This is a genomic window from Bradyrhizobium sp. CCBAU 65884, assembly GCF_028128835.1.
GTDB lineage: Bacteria > Pseudomonadota > Alphaproteobacteria > Rhizobiales > Xanthobacteraceae > Bradyrhizobium > Bradyrhizobium ottawaense.
Genome location: NZ_LBJU01000094.1, coordinates 38,062 through 55,212, shown reverse-complemented (window position 1 = coordinate 55,212; position 17,151 = coordinate 38,062). Strand labels below are relative to the sequence as shown.

The following is a 17,151-nucleotide window of genomic DNA, read 5'->3' as shown; positions in this document are numbered from 1 at the left end:
GCGGGATTATGAGGGATCAACCAGGGCGGGAGGCAAGATGCCGGAGGAAATAGCGATGCGCCTCCTCCGAAGCGGCCGCATTGCAGACGTAAATTCTCTCCAGGCGCAGGTTCCGAGAATCTTATTCGTTCAAATCCGAGCCGTTTGGAACCGGCCCGGATGACGGCAGCCTGACGATCGCTTTAGTAGACGTCGGCCTGGAAGCGGCCAGTCTTCTTGAGTTCGGCGACAAAACTGACGGCTTCGTCGGTCGAGCGCGCCCCGAACTGGGCGACGATGTCGACCAGCGCGCGCTCGACGTCTTTGGCCATGCGCTTGGCATCGCCGCAGATGTAGAGATGCGCGCCTTCGGCGAGCCACGTCCACACCTCGCGGCCGACCTCGCGCATGCGGTCCTGCACATAGAACTTCTTCTCGCCGTCGCGCGACCAGGCCAGCGACATGCGCGTCAGCAGACCCGAGGTCTTCATCGCATTGAGCTCCTCCTGGTAGAAGAAGTCGCAATCGCTGCGCTGATGGCCGAAGAACAGCCAGTTCTTGCCGGGCGCGCCGGTCGCCTTGCGGTCGAGCAGGAAAGCGCGGAACGGCGCAATGCCGGTGCCGGGACCGATCATGATCACGGGCGTCTTCGGGTCCTGCGGCAGGCCGAAACCGTGCGCCTTCTGCACATAGACCTTGAGATTCTCGCCTTCTGTGATGCGCTCGCCGAGGAAGGTCGAGGCGACGCCGAGGCGCTTGCGCTTGCCGACGACGTAGCGCACGGAATCGACCGTCAGCGACAGCTTTCCGGGCGTCGCATTGTGCGAGGACGAGATCGAATAGAGCCGTGGCTGCAGCGGCTCGAGCGCCTCAACGAAAGCCTCCGGATGCGGCCGCGTGCCCGAGAACTTCTGCAGCGCCGCCATGACGTCGAGCGTGGCGGCATCGCCGTCGGGATCCTCGCCCTGCGCCAGTGCCCGCGCCTTCTCGCGCTGCGCGCCGCCGGTGATGAAGGAGATCAATTCGAACAACGTGTCGGGTGCCGGCGACAGCGAGACGTCGTCGATCAGCACCTCGCGCAACGTCTTGCCGTTGACCTTGGTGGTGTGGGAGGCGCCGAGCAGTGCGATGATCTGGTCGACGAGGCCGACCTCGTTGCGCGCGAACACGCCAAAGCTATCGCCGACGACGTAGTCGAGCTTGCTCTCGGAGAGATCGAACTCGACGTGATAGGTTTCCTTCTCCGACTTGCCCTTGTTGAGCAGACGGCGCGACAGGAACGTCGCGGTCACGGGGTTGTCGCGTGAGCGGCCCGGCTCTGCGATCGTCACGGTCACGGCCGGCGCGGTCACCGCATCCGTCTTGTCAGCTGCCTTGTCACCCGTCTTGGCCGCCGGGGCCTTGTCCAGCTCCTCGTACAGCGACTTCAGCATCCGCGCGGTTTCCTTGCCGCCGGGGACGCAGAGATTGAGCCGCGCCTCGCTGCGGCCCGCGATCGCTTCCGAATAGTCGTGGCAATTGTAGCCGCACTGGCCGCAATCCTGCTGCGCCATCGCCGCCATCATCTTGCGGCGGACGGGACGGCCCTCCGCAAGCTTCATCCGGTCGGCGATCGGCATGGTCTGGTCGTGCCAGGGCGCCTCGCCGTCGTCACCGTCGCCGGCTGCGCCTTGCATGACGGCGGCGCCCTGCTCCGCCGACAGCGGCGCGGCGACATCAGGCGACAGCAGCCCGGCAAAGAAGCCGTTCAGCCAAGAGCGCTGCGCATCGGAGAACGGTGCGCTGGCGGGAATGATATCGAGTTTCGGCGGAGGCGTGATCTGGTTCATGCGGACACCTGTGCATCGGCAAGCTTGCGCAGCGTCTCGCCGTCATGGCGGCGCGCAAAGGAGAGGAAGGTTTCGTCGGGCGACGAGCGATGGGCGATATAGGCCTTGAGCAGTCCCTCGACCGTCTTCGGCGCGTCCTCGGCCTTGAGGTCGTGATAGACCTCCTGCCCGACGTCCGCGTCGGGGCCGAACCCGCCACCAGTGAAGAGGTGGTAGCCCTCGACCGTGTCGTCCTCGTTCACCGGCACGCGCGCACCGATCAGGCCGATGTCGCTGATGTAATGCTGCGCGCAGGAATGGTGGCAGCCGGTGACGTGGATGTTGACCGGCTTGTCCATGGCGACGCGCGGCTCGCACCAATCACCGATCTCGGCTGCGCTGCGCTTGGTGTTGGACGCCGCGAAACGGCAGCCGGCATTGCCGGTGCAGGCGATCAGGCCGGCACGGATGTGCGAGACCTCGACCGCAAGCCCGATCTGCTTGATCGCCGCAACGGCGAGCGCGACATTCTCGTCGCGCACGCCCGAGATCAAAAGGTTCTGCCAGACGGTCAGGCGGATCTCGCCGTCGCCGAGGTCGCGCGAGACCTTGGCAAGACCGCGCATCTGGTCGCAGGTAAGCTTGCCGAGCGGCAGAGAAACGCCGATCCAGTTGAGGCCGTCCTGTTTCTGCTTGTGTACGCCGACATGCGCCATGCGGTCCGCGGCAGGGCGCGGCTGGAACGCCTCCTCCGGCACGCGCGTGAACGGTGTCTTCAATCGTTCCTCGACGAGCTTGAGAAAGCCGTCATGACCCATGGCGTCGAGCACATATTTCAGCCGCGCCTTGTTGCGGTTGGTGCGGTCGCCATGGTCGATGAACACGCGCACGATGGCATCGGCGACGGCCGTCGCCTGCTCCGGCTTGACGATGATGCCGGAATATTTCGCAAAGTCCTTGTGGCCGGTGATGCCGCCGAGGCCGAGGCGGAACCAGACGCCGGGCTTGATGCCGAAGCCGTCCTTCACCTCATACGCCGTGAAGGCGATGTCGTTGGTCTCCTCGAGCACCGCGATCCTGCCGGCACCGTCGAAGGCGACGTTGAACTTGCGTGGCAAGCCGTAGAGTGAGCGGTCGTTGAGGATGTGGTAGTGCCATTCGCGCGCATAGGGTCGCGTGTCGATGATTTCCTGCGGATCGATGCCGGCCGTCGGCGTTCCCGTCACGTTGCGGATGTTGTCGGCGCCGGAGCCGCGCGAGCACAGGCCGAGGTCCTGGATACCCTCGATCAGCTTCACGGCGTTCTTCGGCGGAATCTCGCGAAGCTGGAGATTGGCGCGCGTCGTGACGTGGCTGTAGGGACCGCAGAGCTCATCGGCGAGATCGGCAAGACCCGACATCTGCCAATGCTTCATGATGCCGTTCGGAATCCGCAGGCGGCTCATGTAGGAGTCCTGCGTCGGCGCGACATAGAAGATGCCGTAATAGCGCCAGCGGAAATTGTCCGCCGGGCTCGGCGGCGTGTTGTCGTGCGCCTGCTGGCGAAGCCGCGGATAAGCATCGAAGGGATGCTCGTCGCGCTTGAACTTCTCCTGATCGGCGAGCTTCTTGCCCGACGCGATCACCTTGTCCTGCGCCTTGATGTGCACGGCATCGGGGCCAACGGGCTCGGCGTTCGCCTTGCCGGCGCCGCCTCCACCGCCGAGACCACGACCGACCCGGCTGATCTGCAGACCGGTCGTAAAACCTTCGAGATAGCGTTTCTGCTCGTCGGTAAAGTCGACTGCGAGCGTATCGATTTTCATGGTCGGTAACGAAGCTCCTGCGGCCACCTGGGTGGCATCGACGGACATTGGCGCGACCCGTGAGGAACTGGGCTGGCCCTTAAGAGCCGGCTTCGTTACCCGACGGTCCGATCAGCTTCGTTGCTGCGGGACTCGGCTCAGCAGGCACCTGTGACAAGCTGGCCGCACTGCAACATTCAAGTTGCGTGCCAGCTTTACCGAACTCAAAACAGCAGCGATTTGAGTTGATTATGGAAGGGACGGCAAAAATCGGGTGTTGGAACTCTCCCGAAATTCGAGCAGTCGGCACAAAAAATAGACGGTGACGTGGGGTGCCCAAAAGCACGGCAAGGAGAGTTTGCTCGTTGAAGTTCCTTGTAAGTCTGAAAATCAGACATATACTAGTTCCGTCGTCACAAAAAAACACATGAGCGCAGGTATGACGGTCCTCCTCACTACGCCTCTTGTCGTCGCTTTTCCGGCGACCGCAGTCGCGGCGTGTCTGCACGACGAACTGGCCGAGGCGGTGAAAGTCGAAGCAAGCCTCAAGGGCCTAACCTTACCTTCGTTGCCTGCCGATCTTGCGAAGGCCTCGGTCTCCATCGACTCCCTCGTCGCTGTCTCAATCCTTTCTGCCGTCGAGCCGATCGTGGGGTTCGAACTTCCGGACCATTTGGTGCGGACAGGCGGATACAGTTCAATCGAAAGCGCGCTCGGACATCTGCTGCCCCGCATTGAGGCGCAATGGAAAAAGAAGAACGGAGGCCAATTATGAAAAACCCAGCCCAGCAGGACGAGACCGACGAACAGGAGCGTCGGCGCCTCGGTGACAAGCTCCGGGAAGCTAGGAAATATTTGGGACTGAAGCAGGAGGAAGTTGCCGCCTACTTGAAGATTCCTCGGACTGCGCTGACGGACATTGAAAATGGTCAGCGTCGTGTCGAGGCTATCGAACTTGCTCGTCTCGCGAGGCTGTATCGCCAGCCGATGGGATATTTCACTGGCGAGGAGGACGCTGCTGCCAACCTTCCTGTTGATGTCGCACATCTGGCGAGGCGTGCCGCCAACCTGTCACAACAAGACCGCGACGAATTGAGCCGATTTGCGGAATACCTAAGGGCTCGGTCCCTCGCAGGGAGGCAGTAAGGCATGGCGACCAGCTACGCAGGCGCCGTCCGGGCTGGGACCCTGGCAGCAGCTAGGGTGCACCGCCAACTCGGTTTGCAGGACAAGATCACCCAGTTCGGCGGAAACGTTGATGTCTTCGCCGCCATTCAGGCGCTAGACCTGCCCTTGCTGGTCCGCCCTCTCAAGGGATTGCTCGGGGCTTATCTCAGCCAGCCGGCTCCGGGTGTCCTCATAACTACCGAACGGCCGATGAGCATCCAACGCTTTACGGCCGCTCATGAGTTGGGTCATTTCGCATTGGGCCATGACCCAAGTCTTGACGACGACAGCATGCTCAGGCGCATGCCGTTGAAGGTAGGCAAGGACGAGAATTTTCAAGAACTAGAGGCGAATGCGTTTGCTGTCGCTTTCATGCTACCGCGATGGCTGATCGCTTGGCATTCACAGCGCCAAGGTTGGACAGTCGACGCATTCCGCCGTCCCAGCACGATTTATCAATTATCGCTTCGAATGGGAGCCAGCTACGAGGCTATGTGTTGGACTCTATCTCAAAATCAATTGATCAAGCCTAACCAGGTCCAAGAGCTACTTCAAACGCAGCCACGCGAACTGAAGGTCGGCCTGCTGGAGGGCTATAAACCTCAGAACTATCGCGGTGATGTGTGGCTGTTGACCGAACGCGACGCCGGTACTCGGATCGACGGAAGCCGAAACGATCTCTTCGTTCTTCGGCTCGAAGAGCACAGCGGGGGTGGCTACCTTTGGGATATCGATCAGTTGAAGGCGAGCGGTTTCGCGGTGGTTCGCGACGCGCTTGAGTCCCACGACGATGACGGTGTTGGCGGTCATGTCATTAGGCGGGTAACCGCAGCTCCAACCGAAAGTCGTCGCGGTAGGATGTCGCTAGAGGAGCGTCGCCCCTGGGAAACTGATCAACCACTAGCGATATTGAATGTGGATTTCGACCTCACTGGTCCGGAAGAGGAAGGGCTGTCGCGGGCCGAAAGAAGAGTTCTACTTGAGGCGGCATGAGCAAGATTGTGCCGGCTAAAGACCTACGCTCGATGTTTGGTCCCGCACGAAACCAGCTGGCGCGGCCAACCTGCCTCGCGTTTGCGGCAAGCGATGCGCACGCTGCGATGATGTCGGGATGGTCTCCCTTGTCTTGCGAGTACATCTTCTTCCACGCTCAGCGCCGTGCAAGCCGCTTACCGAGTGTTGGTGCGATTCTCTCTAAAATGCTCGAAGCGATCCGCCTTGACGGTCAACCCGAAGAAAATAGGTGGCCATACCTGAGCGCAACGCCAACTGACCCGGGATCATGGATGCCACCTACGGAGGTGGGTGCGTTGTACCGGCGAAATGGGACAACTTCTGGCCCTGCCTTCGAAGCTATCGTCGGCGAGATCACAAACGACCATCCCGTTATCCTTCTCACTATGCTGTCTCGCTCTTTCTTCCGACCTTCATCGGAGGGCATCGTTCATCCTGAGCCAGCTGAGGCCCCCGAGCCGGAACGTCGTCATGCAGTGATCGGAGTCGGCCACGGTATCGCCGACGGGCATCGCGCCATTTTGGTTCGGAACAGTTGGGGGACCGGCTGGGGTCACCATGGCTACGCCTGGTTGACGGAAGACTTTTTAAGGCCGCGGCTGTTTGCCGTTGCGATGTTGACGGAGAATTTGAATGTACCTGCCAATTCCCCAACAGCATGATTGTGCAAGCGCTTGGCGCGAGGCGGTTCGTCAGGTCGATGCTCGATCCGGGCACTCAGCATACAACGTCATAATTGACGTCGTTGATCCGCTCGCGAGTACCACGCGGCTAGATCCTCGGATCGCGGCGGTTGACGATTTCTTGAACGCTTTTGACAAGTCGGTTGAGACCGTTGCGAACACTATTATGCCCGCCGGACTTTACCGCCGGTACGGCGCACCAGCATTCTTCGATGTATTTCATCAGAAGGTGCTACCAAAGGTGCAGAGAAACAACCGATGGTCGGGATACTATTTCGAGAGAATGACTCGAGTACCGAATCCGCCTGAGCAGCCGATCAATCAGCTTTGGGACATAGTGGAGCGCATCCGTGACAACAACGTGCGGGCGCTCAACAAATTCGAACTAACCGTCTTTGACCCTGCGCGTGACGTTGATGATTCTCCCTACGGCGGACAATGCCTCAGCTATATGAGCTTCAAGCTGTTGCCAGGGGCAACAAAGACATTGGCGCTGACGGCAGTGTACCGCAATCACTTCTATATCGAGAAATTGCTTGGCAACCTGATCGGGCTCGGTCGTTTGATGGAGTTCGTGGCGAAGGAAGGCGGCGTCTCCGTAGGAAATCTCACTGTCGTCTCTACGCACGCCGAGATCGATCAGCCCGGCAAATGTAAGCGCCCGGCCATTAACGGATTACTGACACGCTTCGATCAGGAATGTTTAGCCTTGGGAGCTACACAATCATCATCGAACGGCAACTCCAGCACTTTCGGCTCGACGATAGCTGATAGCCCATAAATGGCGTTGATGCCTGCGATGAACTCAGCTTGCCCTCCATAACTCGGATGGCGAACGGTTTCGATCGGTATGTTCAGGCTGTTCAGCGCAATGCTTGCGTCACGTCCGATTGCAATGAGACGGCGCGGCTTGAGCATAGAAATGAGCGCAAGCAAGAGCGGCCAAGTCGTCTCTCGTTCTTGGCGAGTGTGGCAGCGATTGGAGAGCGGGTTCGCACCTTCGTACGGATGGAAGGGGAATACGTTCCACAACATCGCCGGCTGATTAATTCGCGTCAAGACGGTCCAGATAATCGCCGCAGTACGTTCCGCGACGGGAGGTCCCGACGTTGCACGATCCAGCGATATGCCACCAAGCATCGCAGCAGCTCGGCCAAGATGCACTTCGTCGGTGAGAGGGATGCCTGTTCGACGACCACCACGGTATCCCAGGTCGCGGGCAATCCAGAGAGTATCAACACGAGCATCTATAGCGGCTTCAAGGAAGCGTATCAGATTCCTCTTTCGAACCCTTGGTCCATCACGTCGATCATGAAGCTCACAGCATTCGACGTAAGGGTTGAACACTGAAGGAAGACGCACCTGAGCCAAGGTTTCAGTGAATAGCTTGGGTGTGTTCAAGGCAATTTCTCGACCGTGAGCGTGTGGCGATTCATGTCGATCTTGACGAGGCCGCGACGGTGTTCTCTCAAGAATCGGAAAGCAGCATACCCCGTTAGGATGGCCTCTTCCCAGACCCACAATGGCCTGCTCTCGACTTCATAACCGGAAACAAACTGACGAACGTGCTTCAATAGATCGAACGGTAAGTCACCGGCAGCCAGGCCTACGAAAAGATTGAGGTTTACGGCTTGCCCAAATATCCAGGTCGTCACTCCCTCTTCGATGAGCATAGCTCGCGCGCCGTCCTGGGCTTCATCAATTTTAGGATCGCTTTTTCTTTTGAGCCGGAAGAGCCCTCGAACCACCGGTGACCAGCTCAGGACCGCGACATAGGCGTAGTGGAACACGTCATGAAAGCGGTAGTCGTCCGGAGTCATTGCGTTATCTGTCAAGCGATCGCCGATGTTGATACCATTGCACCGCTGAAAGACGTACGTCTTGCCTCCGACTTCTCGCTCGAAAACTTCGACCGACAATGTGCGGGGTAGCTGTTCTTGCTCCACTGCCTCGGCATCGAGAGCTGCGGGATAGATGCGTTCCTTGGGCCATCGGTCGAAGATTTTTGACAGGTTTTTGATAGCTGCAGCTTCCAGTGTAACGCCTGCCTCGGTCGCCGCCTTGATCAAGGTGCGAGTGATCGGAATAAGGCGGCCAGCCAGCGCGGACTGGTTATCTCTCAGCCGCCCCGCCTCTTGGTCAATGATCAGCAATCCAACCTCGCCGGCCAGTTGAAGCAAGGTCTGTTCGAACGTTGGGCTGGGTGAACCGGTCTGGGGTATAATCGGAGGCTGTAATGCCGCGAACGATGTAACCTCCTGACCGAAGCTTTTCGAGATGATTTCCTGAAGGGTGAGGCCACCCCTGGCCGCGACCGCCGTCAAATACCAAAGGACGTCTCCAAGTTCATCGACCACAGCGCCCGCATAGCCGATGTAGGAGGCTCGGTTGCGATGCTTCTTTTTGACCTCGCTGAGAAGGCTACCGGTTTCGCCGAAGAGCCCTAGCAGCGGAAATGTCAGCGACCCAGCGTCGCTCCGCTGGTCCGTAGTCAGGGCCTGTTCCGCGTAACCCATGATGCTGAGAGGAGCAAAGTCGTCCTTCACTGAGTATCCCCCGCTTTTTCTACCGCTTAAAAGCTGTACTATAGCAAGGGAACGACTGCTGGTAGCTAGACTATTTGCCGCGAGCCCCAAGCCGAGACTGCGAGCTGGACCGAGCGTGGGGGCTCCTGTGCTAGGCGGATACCCGGCACACGTACGGCACGTGTTCTAGGCCTTCCAGCGCCCGACCTCGAAGGCCTCAAGATGCCCCCGGATGTTGTCAGGATCAAAAACCGGGCCGGCGAATGCCCCGAACGCGGTCGGAGCCTGCTCGGGCGGGCGGCGGCCAACGGCCGCATCGTAGAGGTCGGGCCTGAACACGGCCATCGCCGTCTTGACGCCCTCCGGAGTGAGCGCCGTCTGCCCCCAACGCACCATCTGCGCATAGAGCCAGGCAGCCTGGACCGGATCGGGGCGCCCTGCCTCCTCCCGCCCCACGAGGAGGTAGCGGCCGCTTTCGCGCACCTCACCCTCGGGCGAGATCTTCAGGCGGCCGACGAGCGAGCGCTGGATCACCTCGGCATCGACGCCGATCCGCTCGGGCCGCGCCAGGATCTGCGCTGCCTCGGCCAGGTTCGCAGGGCTCTCGATGAACTCGGCGGCCTTCACCGCCGCGCGCACCAGGCTAGCGACCACGTCCGGATTCTTGTCGGCCCAGACCTGACGGACCGCCAGCACCTTTTCGGCGGCGCGCACCAGGATGTCGGAGACGAAATGCAGGATGTGGCCGATGCCGAGATCGACCGCGACCGAATTCCAGGGCGCGCCGACGCAGAATGCATCGACATGGCCGCTCTTGAGGCTGTCGACCATGTAGGGCGGCGGCAGCACCACGAGGCGCACGTCCTCGTCGGGATCGACGCCGGCCGCCGCCATCCAGAACCGCAGCTGATAATTGTGGGTCGAGAACGGGAAGGTCATGCCGAAGGTCAGCGGCTCTGCCCCGGCCTTGCGCCGCTTGGCCACCACTTTCGCCAGCGCTTTCGCCGTAACCATCGGGTCGAAGCGATCGCCGTCGACCTCCTCCATCAGCGCCGCATGAAGCGCCGGCGACACCGTGATGGCATTGCCATTGATGCCGAGATTGAAGGGGGCTGCGATCGGCACCTTGACGTGGCCGAGCCCGAGCGAGGACGCGATCGCCACGGGCGCGAGCAGATGCGCGGCGTCGAACAGGCCGATATTGAGCTTGTCGCGGACATTGGACCAGGAGACCTCGCGCACGAGCTCGACCTCGAGCCCTTCGGCGGCGGCAAATCCCTTGTCGACGGCGACGATCAGGGCTGCGGCATCGACCAGCGGGATGAACCCGATGCGGAGGGGAGCAGTCATTTCAGCATCTCCGACGCGGTGATGATCGACTGCGCGATCTCGCCGATTTTCTTCTTCTCGCGCATCGCGGTGGAGCGCAGCAGCACGTAGGCCTCGTCCTCGGTGAGGCCCTTCACCTTCATCAGGATGCCCTTGGCGCGCTCGATGATCTTGCGGTCCTCGAGCTGCGACTTGGTGCGCTCCAGCTCCTCCTGCAGCTTGGCGAAGGCGTTGAAGCGCGACACGCAGAGGTCGAGGATCGGCTTGATGCGCTCCTTCTTCAGCCCGTCGACGATGTAGGCGGATACCCCCGCCTCGACCGAGGCCTGGATCGAGGCTGAATCGCTCTGGTCGACGAACATCGCGATCGGCCGCTTCACGGCGCGGCTGACCTGGAACATCGCCTCCAGCACGTCGCGGCTGGGGTTCTCCAGATCGATCAGGATGATGTCGGGGTCCACCGCATAAATACGGGCGAGCAGGCTCTGCATCTCGCGGATGTGGGCCACTTGCGTGAATCCGGCCTCCCGCAATCCCTCCTCCAGGATCGCAGCCCGGATCGGGCTTTCGTCGACGATCACGATTTTGGGTGACTGTTCGGCGCTCATGGCTCACTCACGGCAGGTGATTCATCCATAGCACGCCGGAACGCCCTGCAAAGGGTTGTAATTGTGGGCAATTGGGACTAGCTCAGGCCGGTCAATCAGGCAGATTTGGATATGGATCAGGCGGCTGCGCCCAAGGTCAGCTTTGTGTCGCTCGGGTGTCCCAAGGCATTGGTGGATTCCGAGCGCATCATCACGCGCTTGCGCGCGGAGGGCTACGAGCTCGCCCGCAAGCATGACGGGGCCGACATCGTCATCGTCAACACCTGCGGCTTCCTCGACAGCGCCAAGCAGGAATCGCTCTCGGCGATCGGCGAGGCCATGGCCGAGAACGGCAAGGTGATCGTGACCGGCTGCATGGGCGCGGAACCCGAGCAGATCGAGCAGGCCTATCCCGGCGTGCTCTCCATCACCGGCCCGCAGCAATACGAGAGCGTGCTCGACGCCGTGCACCGCGCGCTGCCGCCCGCTCACAACCCGCATGTGGACCTGGTACCGCCGCAGGGCATCAAGCTGACGCCGCGCCACTACGCCTATTTGAAGATCTCCGAGGGCTGCAACAACCGCTGCACCTTCTGCATCATCCCGAAGCTGCGTGGCGACCTCGTCTCGCGCCCGGCCAATGACGTGCTGCGCGAGGCCGAGCGCCTGGTCGGCGCCGGCGTCAAGGAATTGCTGGTGATCTCGCAGGACACCTCGGCCTATGGCGTCGATCTCAAATATGCCGAGAGCCCGTGGAAGGACCGCCAGGTCCGCGCCAAATTCCTCGACCTCGCGCGCGAGCTCGGCGAGCTCGGCGCATGGGTCCGGCTGCAATATGTCTACCCCTACCCGCATGTCGACGAGGTCATCGCACTGATGAACGAGGGCAAGGTGCTGCCCTATCTCGACATCCCGTTCCAGCATGCGAGCCCGGAGGTGCTGAAGGCGATGAAGCGCCCGGCGGCGCAGGACAAGACGCTGGCGCGGATCAAGCGCTGGCGCGAAGAGTGTCCCGATCTCGCTTTGCGCTCGACTTTCATCGTCGGCTTCCCCGGCGAGACCGATGCCGATTTCGCCTATCTGCTCGACTGGCTCGACGAGGCCGAGATCGATCGCCTCGGCTGCTTCAAATACGAGCCGGTTGCCGGCGCGACATCGAACGCGATCGACAACCCGGTGCCGGAAGAGGTCAAGCAGGAGCGCTACAACGCGCTGATGGCCTGGCAGCAGAAGATCTCCGCGCGCAGGCTGAAGCGCAAGGTCGGCACGCGCCAGCAGGTCATCATCGACGAAGTCGGCCCGACCGTCGCCAAGGGCCGCTCCAAGGCCGATGCGCCGGAGATCGACGGCGCGGTTTATCTGACGAGCCGCCGCCCCTTGCGCGTCGGCGAGATCGTCACCGCGAAGATCGAGCGCGCCGACCAGTACGACCTGCACGGCAGCGTCGCGGGGTTCTGAGGTTCCAAGGCGCCGACAGCCATTGCGGTCCCCAACGCTCGCGGGCGAGACCGGCGCGCGCCCAGCCATTCAACTAGCCCGCGTTCAGGCTGCGCGCACTGAACTACGGCGATGCACGATACACCGCGCCGACATTCGTCAGGTCGCGTTGCCCGACGCCTGCTGTCCCTCCTGCGCGGCGAACACTTCCTTGGCTGCGAACAGCCCGTTCACTGCCGCCGGGAAGCCCGCATAGACGGCCATCTGCATGTTGATCTCCACGATCTCGTCGCGAGACAGCCCGACGTTCAGCCCCGCCTCGATATGCACTTTGAGCTGAGGCGCGGCATTTCCGAGCGCCGTCAGCGCGGCGATCGTCGCGATCTCTCGATCGCGCAGGCCGAGATCCGGGCGGCAGTAAATGTCGCCGAAGGGAAACTCGATCACGTAGCGTGCGAAATCCGGAGCGATGTCGGCGAGTGAGGCGACGACCTTTTCGCCGGCCTTGCCGTCAATGCGTGACAGGGCCCGCTGGCCGCGATCGAAGCGGCTTTCGGCGTGTGTCGGGGCGTGCGTCATTTTCCTTCGTCCTCTGTTCGTCGCCGGCATAGCCGGCGATCTTGGTATCAAGGACGAGCAGGCATTCCTGGAGTTCGGCAATCTGCGTGCGAACCTGTTCGCGATGGATTTCCAGCATCTGCCGCCGGGCTGGCCCGGTGGCGTCGCCGTCGTCACGAAGCGCCGCATAACGCAACATGTCCCGGATCGGCATTCCCGTGGTCTTGAGCCGACCGATGAATGTGATCCATGTGAGGATCGATGCATCAAAGTCACGTTGACCGGAGCGATCCCGGTCAGCGTATGGCAGCAGCCCGATGCGCTCATAGTAGCGCAGCGTGTGGGTCGACAAGCCGGTTCGTCTTGCGAGGTCGCCGATCTTCATGTGTGCCCGTTCTCGTACTGACGCACGTACAGATACCCCTTCGAGCGCGCTCTAAGTCAAGAGGGATCGAAGGTGCCCGTCCCCGCGAGGTCAAGCAAGAGTTACAACGCACTGATGGTGCGAGAAGGTCTCGGCGTGCCGACTGCACGGCAGCGTCGCGGAATTCCGCGACTTCAGGCTTCCGTCAGCCATTTCGGCACCCAGCGCTCAGGCCGGGGTGCGCGGGCGAGATCGGCTTTCGCCTCGGAGAGCAGCGCCGGATCACCGTCAATGGTCGGGCGTAGATCGTACTCGAAATTCGGCATGACGCGGCCGTCGGCATAGAGCCCAAAATTCATCGTGTACCACAGGCCAAGCTCGGGCTGGGCGCGGCGCATCTCCTCGCGCAGGTCGCGCAGCAGGGATTCGACCGAGGCGGCTTCCTCGAACGGCTGTGGTCCGTGCGAAAGCACGCGCGCCTGGTATTGCTTGCCGACGATCGCGATCTCGAATCTCGTCCGGTCCCAGGGCTTCTTGCCCTTGGGCAGATGGGCGGCCAGCCGCCAGCCGAGCTCGGCCATCAGGCGGTGATTGGCCCAGTAATCTTCGCGATCCCGGCTCCATTTTTCCATGAAGCCGCGGAAATCGGGCAGTTCCGACGAATTGTCGTCGGGCGTCGCCGGCTCGCCGAGCGGCCGTCCGGCCAGCCATTGCGCGAGCTCGACCGTCTGCGGCTCGACCTCGTCATGCGGCTTGAGATCGCTCCAGGCATTGTCGAATTGTTGCGACGTCAGTTTGGCGAGCAGGCCGTCGAGGCTCGGCGCCAGCAGCTCGTAGTCGCCCTCCGAGCCCAGTCCCACGATCGGCGGATTGTCGCGGTCGAGACCGGCGCCGTACCAGCCGCCGACGGCCGAGCCGTCCGGCAGCCGCATGAACAGCGAAAACCTGTCCCGCAGGGGACTGCCGTCGGTGATCGGCGCGTGATCCGAGAACTGGCCCTGCAGCGAGAAGCAGCCGACGCTGCCCCAGGGACGCCCCTTGAGCCAGGTGGCAAAGTCGACAAGCAGCGGCGGCGCTTCGATACCCGGCGGAAATGCGCCGCGAATGCTGTCGAGGTCGATGGGATAAGGCGTATCGGACAAGGCTGAAAACTGTCTGGTTGGTCCCGTCCCTCTTGGTCTCGCCCGAGTTGCGTCCGGTTCGAACCAAGTCGCGTCCTTCGATCACAAACGCGCTAGAGGCGCAATGGTTTCGACGCGGTACGCAAATGGAATACGACGAAACATCCGCAATTTGGTTCAAGCTGTCGGCCATCGGCCTCACGATGGCCCTGCTCGCGCTATCCGCCCCCGCTGCGGCGCGATCCCCCTCAGCCGCACAGCTGCGCCAATGGTGCTACGCGGACGACGACGGGAGCCGCGAGGAGCAGCGCGTCGAGGGCTGCTCGGCGGTGCTCAAGGCCAATCCCAACGATGTGCATGCGCTCGCCAATCGCGGCGAAATGCTCCGGCGAAGGGGCGACGCCGCGCGTGCGCTGGTGGACTTCAACCGTGCGATCGAGCTCAATCCTGGACATTCCGACCTCTGGTACAACAGGGGGATTGCCCATGACGATCTCGGCGAGAAAGATCACGCCATTGCCGATTACACACGCGCGATCCGGCTCAACGCCCGCGACCCGCTCTACTACAACAACCGCGGCAACTCCCTCATCGACAAGAACGACTACGAGCGCGCAATCGCCGACTACGATCAGGCCATCAGGCTCGACCCGAAATTCGCGCTGGCCTATTTCAACCGCGGCACCGCTTATCGCAACAACGGCGAGGACGAGCGCGGGCTTGCGGATTTCGATCTGTCGATCAAGTTCGACCCGACCTACGGCCCGGCTTACGGCAACCGCGCACGCCTCTACCGCGATCGCGGCGACCGGGTCCGCGCGCTGGCTGACTTCGCCAAGTCGCTGCAGCTCAGCCCGAACAACGACCGCGATTTCTATGCGCGCGCGAGCATGTATTTCGATGCGCACGATTATGCGCTGGCGCTGGAGGATTACGATCGATCGATCAAGGCCAATGCGAGCTATCCCGGCGCATTCAATTCGCGCTGCATGACGCGCGCGATCCTCGGCCGTCTGCAGGAGGCGCTGGCCGATTGCGATCAGTCGCTGAAGATGGCCCCGAACGATCCCTACACCCTGGACAGCCGCGCCCTCACCTACCTCAAGCTCGGCAATCTCGACGCGGCGATTGCGGACTACGACGCGGCACTGAGCACCAAGCCCGCGTACGACAGCTCGCTCTACGGCCGTGGGCTCGCAAAGCGGAAGAAGGGCGACAACGAAGGCGCCGAGCGCGACATCGCGGCAGCGAAAGCGATCAACGCTGGGATCGTCGACGAGTTCGCCCATTACGGCGTCGAGTAAGCCTCTTGGGCAACGAAGATGGACCTGATCGATGCACGCCAGGCGGGTGTTTTGCAAAACGACCGCTTGACAAGCCCTGCCATTCGGCTGTAGGGACCCGCCCCATGATCAATTCCCGGACCCACCTGCGCACCGAAATGCTCCGTCGTCGCTCCCGCGACGATGAGAGGGTGCGCCATGTCCGACGACGCCGCTGAACCACTGAATTCAGCTGAAGTTTTCGAGAAGGCCGCACCCGCAAGGTGCGGCCTTTCTGCTTTTTGCGCCCGTTTTCCACCCGCCTCCAGAGGAGTTCGACATGACCACGCATCCGTACGACGCGCTGATGGACATCACCGCACGGCCCAAGGCCGTGTTCGTCCGCGGCGCGGGCTCCTACCTCTGGGACGACGACCGCAAGCGCTATCTCGATTTCGTACAGGGCTGGGCCGTGAACTGCCTCGGCCACTCCCCGCCTGCGATCGCCGACGCACTGAGTGCGCAAGCCAAGCGGCTGCTGACGCCGAGCCCGGCTTTCTACAACGAGCCGAGCCTGAAGCTGGCGCAAGCGCTGGTCGCGAACAGCGCCTTCGACCAGGTGTTCTTTGCCAATTCCGGCGCGGAAGCCAACGAGGGTGCGATCAAGCTCGCGCGCAAATATGGCACCCTGCACAAAGGCGGCGCGTTCGAGATCATCAGCTTCGAAGGCGGCTTTCACGGCCGGACGCTGGCGACCATGTCGGCCTCGGGCAAGAAGGCGTTCGAACCGCTGTTCGAGCCGAAGGTCGCAGGCTTCAAGAAGGCGAAGCTCAACGACATCGCCTCGGTCGAGAGCTTGATCAATGACAACACCGTCGCGGTGATGCTCGAACCGATCCAGGGTGAATCAGGCGTTTGGCCAGCGACCGATCAGTTCCTGCAACAGCTGCGCGCGCTGACCAAAGCCCACGGCTTGCTGCTCATTTTCGACGAGATCCAGACCGGCATGGGCCGGACCGGAAAACTCTTCCACTACGAGCATGCCGGGATCGCGCCCGACATCATGACGCTCGGCAAGGGCATCGGCGGCGGCGTGCCGCTCGCCGCCCTGCTTGCCACCGAGCATGCCTCCTGCTTCGAGCACGGCGACCAAGGCGGCACGTTCAACGGCAACCCGATCATGTGCGCGGCGGGGCTCGCGGTGCTCGAGGAGGTCGGCAATCCGGACTTCCTGAAACAGGTCACCGAGACCGGCCTGCTGCTCGAAAGCGAGCTGCAGAAGGTCTCGGCGCGGCATGGGCTCGGCGGCGTGCGGGGACGCGGGCTGCTGCTCGCGCTCGACCTCAAGCTGCCGATCGCGCCCGGCATCGTCGCGCAAGCGTTCGAAGCCGGCGTGCTCCTCAACGCCCCGCAGCTCGACACGCTGCGCTTCATGCCGGCGCTGAACGTCGCGAGGGCAGAGATCGCCGAGATGATCGATTGTCTCGACGGGATCTTGACCAAGGCCGGCGCAGCACGGCGGGTGGCGTAGCA

General features: G+C 62.1%; 17 protein-coding genes. 8 read left to right on the top strand and 9 right to left on the bottom strand.

The genetic code is table 11. From position 1 onward, the window contains the following. Positions 1–182: 182 nt before the first annotated feature. A complete protein-coding gene (locus XI03_RS07840) occupies positions 183–1,808 on the bottom strand; it encodes a sulfite reductase subunit alpha (protein ID WP_271591777.1) in 1,626 nt (541 codons plus the stop codon). Then, positions 1,805–3,592 carry a NirA family protein gene (locus XI03_RS07835; protein WP_271591776.1) on the bottom strand — a complete coding sequence of 596 codons (1,788 nt, stop codon included), beginning with the start codon at positions 3,590–3,592 and terminating at the stop codon, positions 1,805–1,807. Before XI03_RS07835 ends, XI03_RS07840 begins: the two co-directional genes overlap by 4 nt. Before the next feature lie 418 nt (positions 3,593–4,010). On the opposite strand from XI03_RS07835, the gene XI03_RS07830 reads away from it, so the two are divergent. From XI03_RS07830 to XI03_RS07810, 5 genes are read left to right on the top strand one after another with little or no spacing between them, the layout of a single operon-like run. Further along, entirely contained in the window at positions 4,011–4,346 is a 336-nt protein-coding gene (locus tag XI03_RS07830; RefSeq protein ID WP_271591775.1) for a hypothetical protein, read from the top strand. Then, positions 4,343–4,717 carry a helix-turn-helix domain-containing protein gene (locus XI03_RS07825; RefSeq protein ID WP_271591774.1) on the top strand — a complete coding sequence of 125 codons (375 nt, stop codon included), beginning with the start codon at positions 4,343–4,345 and terminating at the stop codon, positions 4,715–4,717. The genes XI03_RS07830 and XI03_RS07825 overlap by 4 nt, the downstream gene beginning before the upstream one ends. 3 nt (positions 4,718–4,720) lie before the next feature. Continuing rightward, positions 4,721–5,731, top strand: a complete 1,011-nt coding sequence (locus XI03_RS07820) for an ImmA/IrrE family metallo-endopeptidase (RefSeq protein ID WP_271591773.1) — start codon at positions 4,721–4,723, stop codon at positions 5,729–5,731. Then, complete coding sequence (locus XI03_RS07815; RefSeq protein WP_271591772.1) at positions 5,728–6,414, top strand: C1 family peptidase; 687 nt, start codon at positions 5,728–5,730, stop codon at positions 6,412–6,414. Before XI03_RS07820 ends, XI03_RS07815 begins: the two co-directional genes overlap by 4 nt. Further along, positions 6,386–7,216, top strand: coding sequence for a hypothetical protein (locus XI03_RS07810; RefSeq protein ID WP_271591771.1), 831 nt, complete (start codon positions 6,386–6,388; stop codon positions 7,214–7,216). Before XI03_RS07815 ends, XI03_RS07810 begins: the two co-directional genes overlap by 29 nt. Here XI03_RS07810 and XI03_RS07805 read toward each other — a convergent pair. From XI03_RS07805 to XI03_RS07790, 4 genes are all read right to left on the bottom strand, one after another. Then, complete coding sequence (locus XI03_RS07805) at positions 7,129–7,836, bottom strand: uracil-DNA glycosylase (RefSeq protein WP_271591770.1); 708 nt, start codon at positions 7,834–7,836, stop codon at positions 7,129–7,131. The genes XI03_RS07810 and XI03_RS07805 overlap by 88 nt on opposite strands. After that, entirely contained in the window at positions 7,833–8,981 is a 1,149-nt protein-coding gene (locus XI03_RS07800; RefSeq protein ID WP_271591769.1) for a nucleoside triphosphate pyrophosphohydrolase family protein, read from the bottom strand. Before XI03_RS07800 ends, XI03_RS07805 begins: the two co-directional genes overlap by 4 nt. 165 nt (positions 8,982–9,146) lie before the next feature. Further along, positions 9,147–10,310, bottom strand: coding sequence for a CmpA/NrtA family ABC transporter substrate-binding protein (locus XI03_RS07795; protein WP_271591768.1), 1,164 nt, complete (start codon positions 10,308–10,310; stop codon positions 9,147–9,149). Then, the gene (locus XI03_RS07790) at positions 10,307–10,897 is read right to left on the bottom strand and encodes an ANTAR domain-containing response regulator (protein ID WP_027542860.1); all 591 of its coding nucleotides are present in this window, start codon (positions 10,895–10,897) and stop codon (positions 10,307–10,309) included. Before XI03_RS07790 ends, XI03_RS07795 begins: the two co-directional genes overlap by 4 nt. 111 nt (positions 10,898–11,008) lie before the next feature. On the opposite strand from XI03_RS07790, the gene rimO reads away from it, so the two are divergent. After that, positions 11,009–12,334, top strand: coding sequence for a 30S ribosomal protein S12 methylthiotransferase RimO (gene rimO / locus XI03_RS07785; protein ID WP_271591767.1), 1,326 nt, complete (start codon positions 11,009–11,011; stop codon positions 12,332–12,334). Positions 12,335–12,472: 138 nt separating this feature from the next. Here the strand turns inward: rimO and XI03_RS07780 are convergent, their stop codons facing one another. From XI03_RS07780 to XI03_RS07770, 3 genes are all read right to left on the bottom strand, one after another. Continuing rightward, positions 12,473–12,892 (bottom strand): carboxymuconolactone decarboxylase family protein, encoded by a 420-nt coding sequence (locus XI03_RS07780; protein WP_271591784.1) that lies wholly within the window; start codon positions 12,890–12,892, stop codon positions 12,473–12,475. Continuing rightward, positions 12,825–13,256 carry a MerR family transcriptional regulator gene (locus XI03_RS07775; RefSeq protein WP_271591766.1) on the bottom strand — a complete coding sequence of 144 codons (432 nt, stop codon included), beginning with the start codon at positions 13,254–13,256 and terminating at the stop codon, positions 12,825–12,827. The genes XI03_RS07780 and XI03_RS07775 overlap by 68 nt, the downstream gene beginning before the upstream one ends. Positions 13,257–13,429: 173 nt before the next feature. Next, complete coding sequence (locus tag XI03_RS07770) at positions 13,430–14,377, bottom strand: hypothetical protein (RefSeq protein WP_271591765.1); 948 nt, start codon at positions 14,375–14,377, stop codon at positions 13,430–13,432. A gap of 125 nt (positions 14,378–14,502) precedes the next feature. Here XI03_RS07770 and XI03_RS07765 point away from each other — a divergent pair, with 125 nt between their 5' ends. Both XI03_RS07765 and XI03_RS07760 read left to right on the top strand, forming a co-directional pair. Beyond that, positions 14,503–15,660, top strand: coding sequence for a tetratricopeptide repeat protein (locus tag XI03_RS07765; RefSeq protein WP_271591764.1), 1,158 nt, complete (start codon positions 14,503–14,505; stop codon positions 15,658–15,660). A gap of 298 nt (positions 15,661–15,958) precedes the next feature. Beyond that, positions 15,959–17,149 carry an acetylornithine transaminase gene (locus XI03_RS07760; RefSeq protein WP_271591763.1) on the top strand — a complete coding sequence of 397 codons (1,191 nt, stop codon included), beginning with the start codon at positions 15,959–15,961 and terminating at the stop codon, positions 17,147–17,149. The last annotated feature ends 2 nt before the right edge of the window (positions 17,150–17,151 follow it).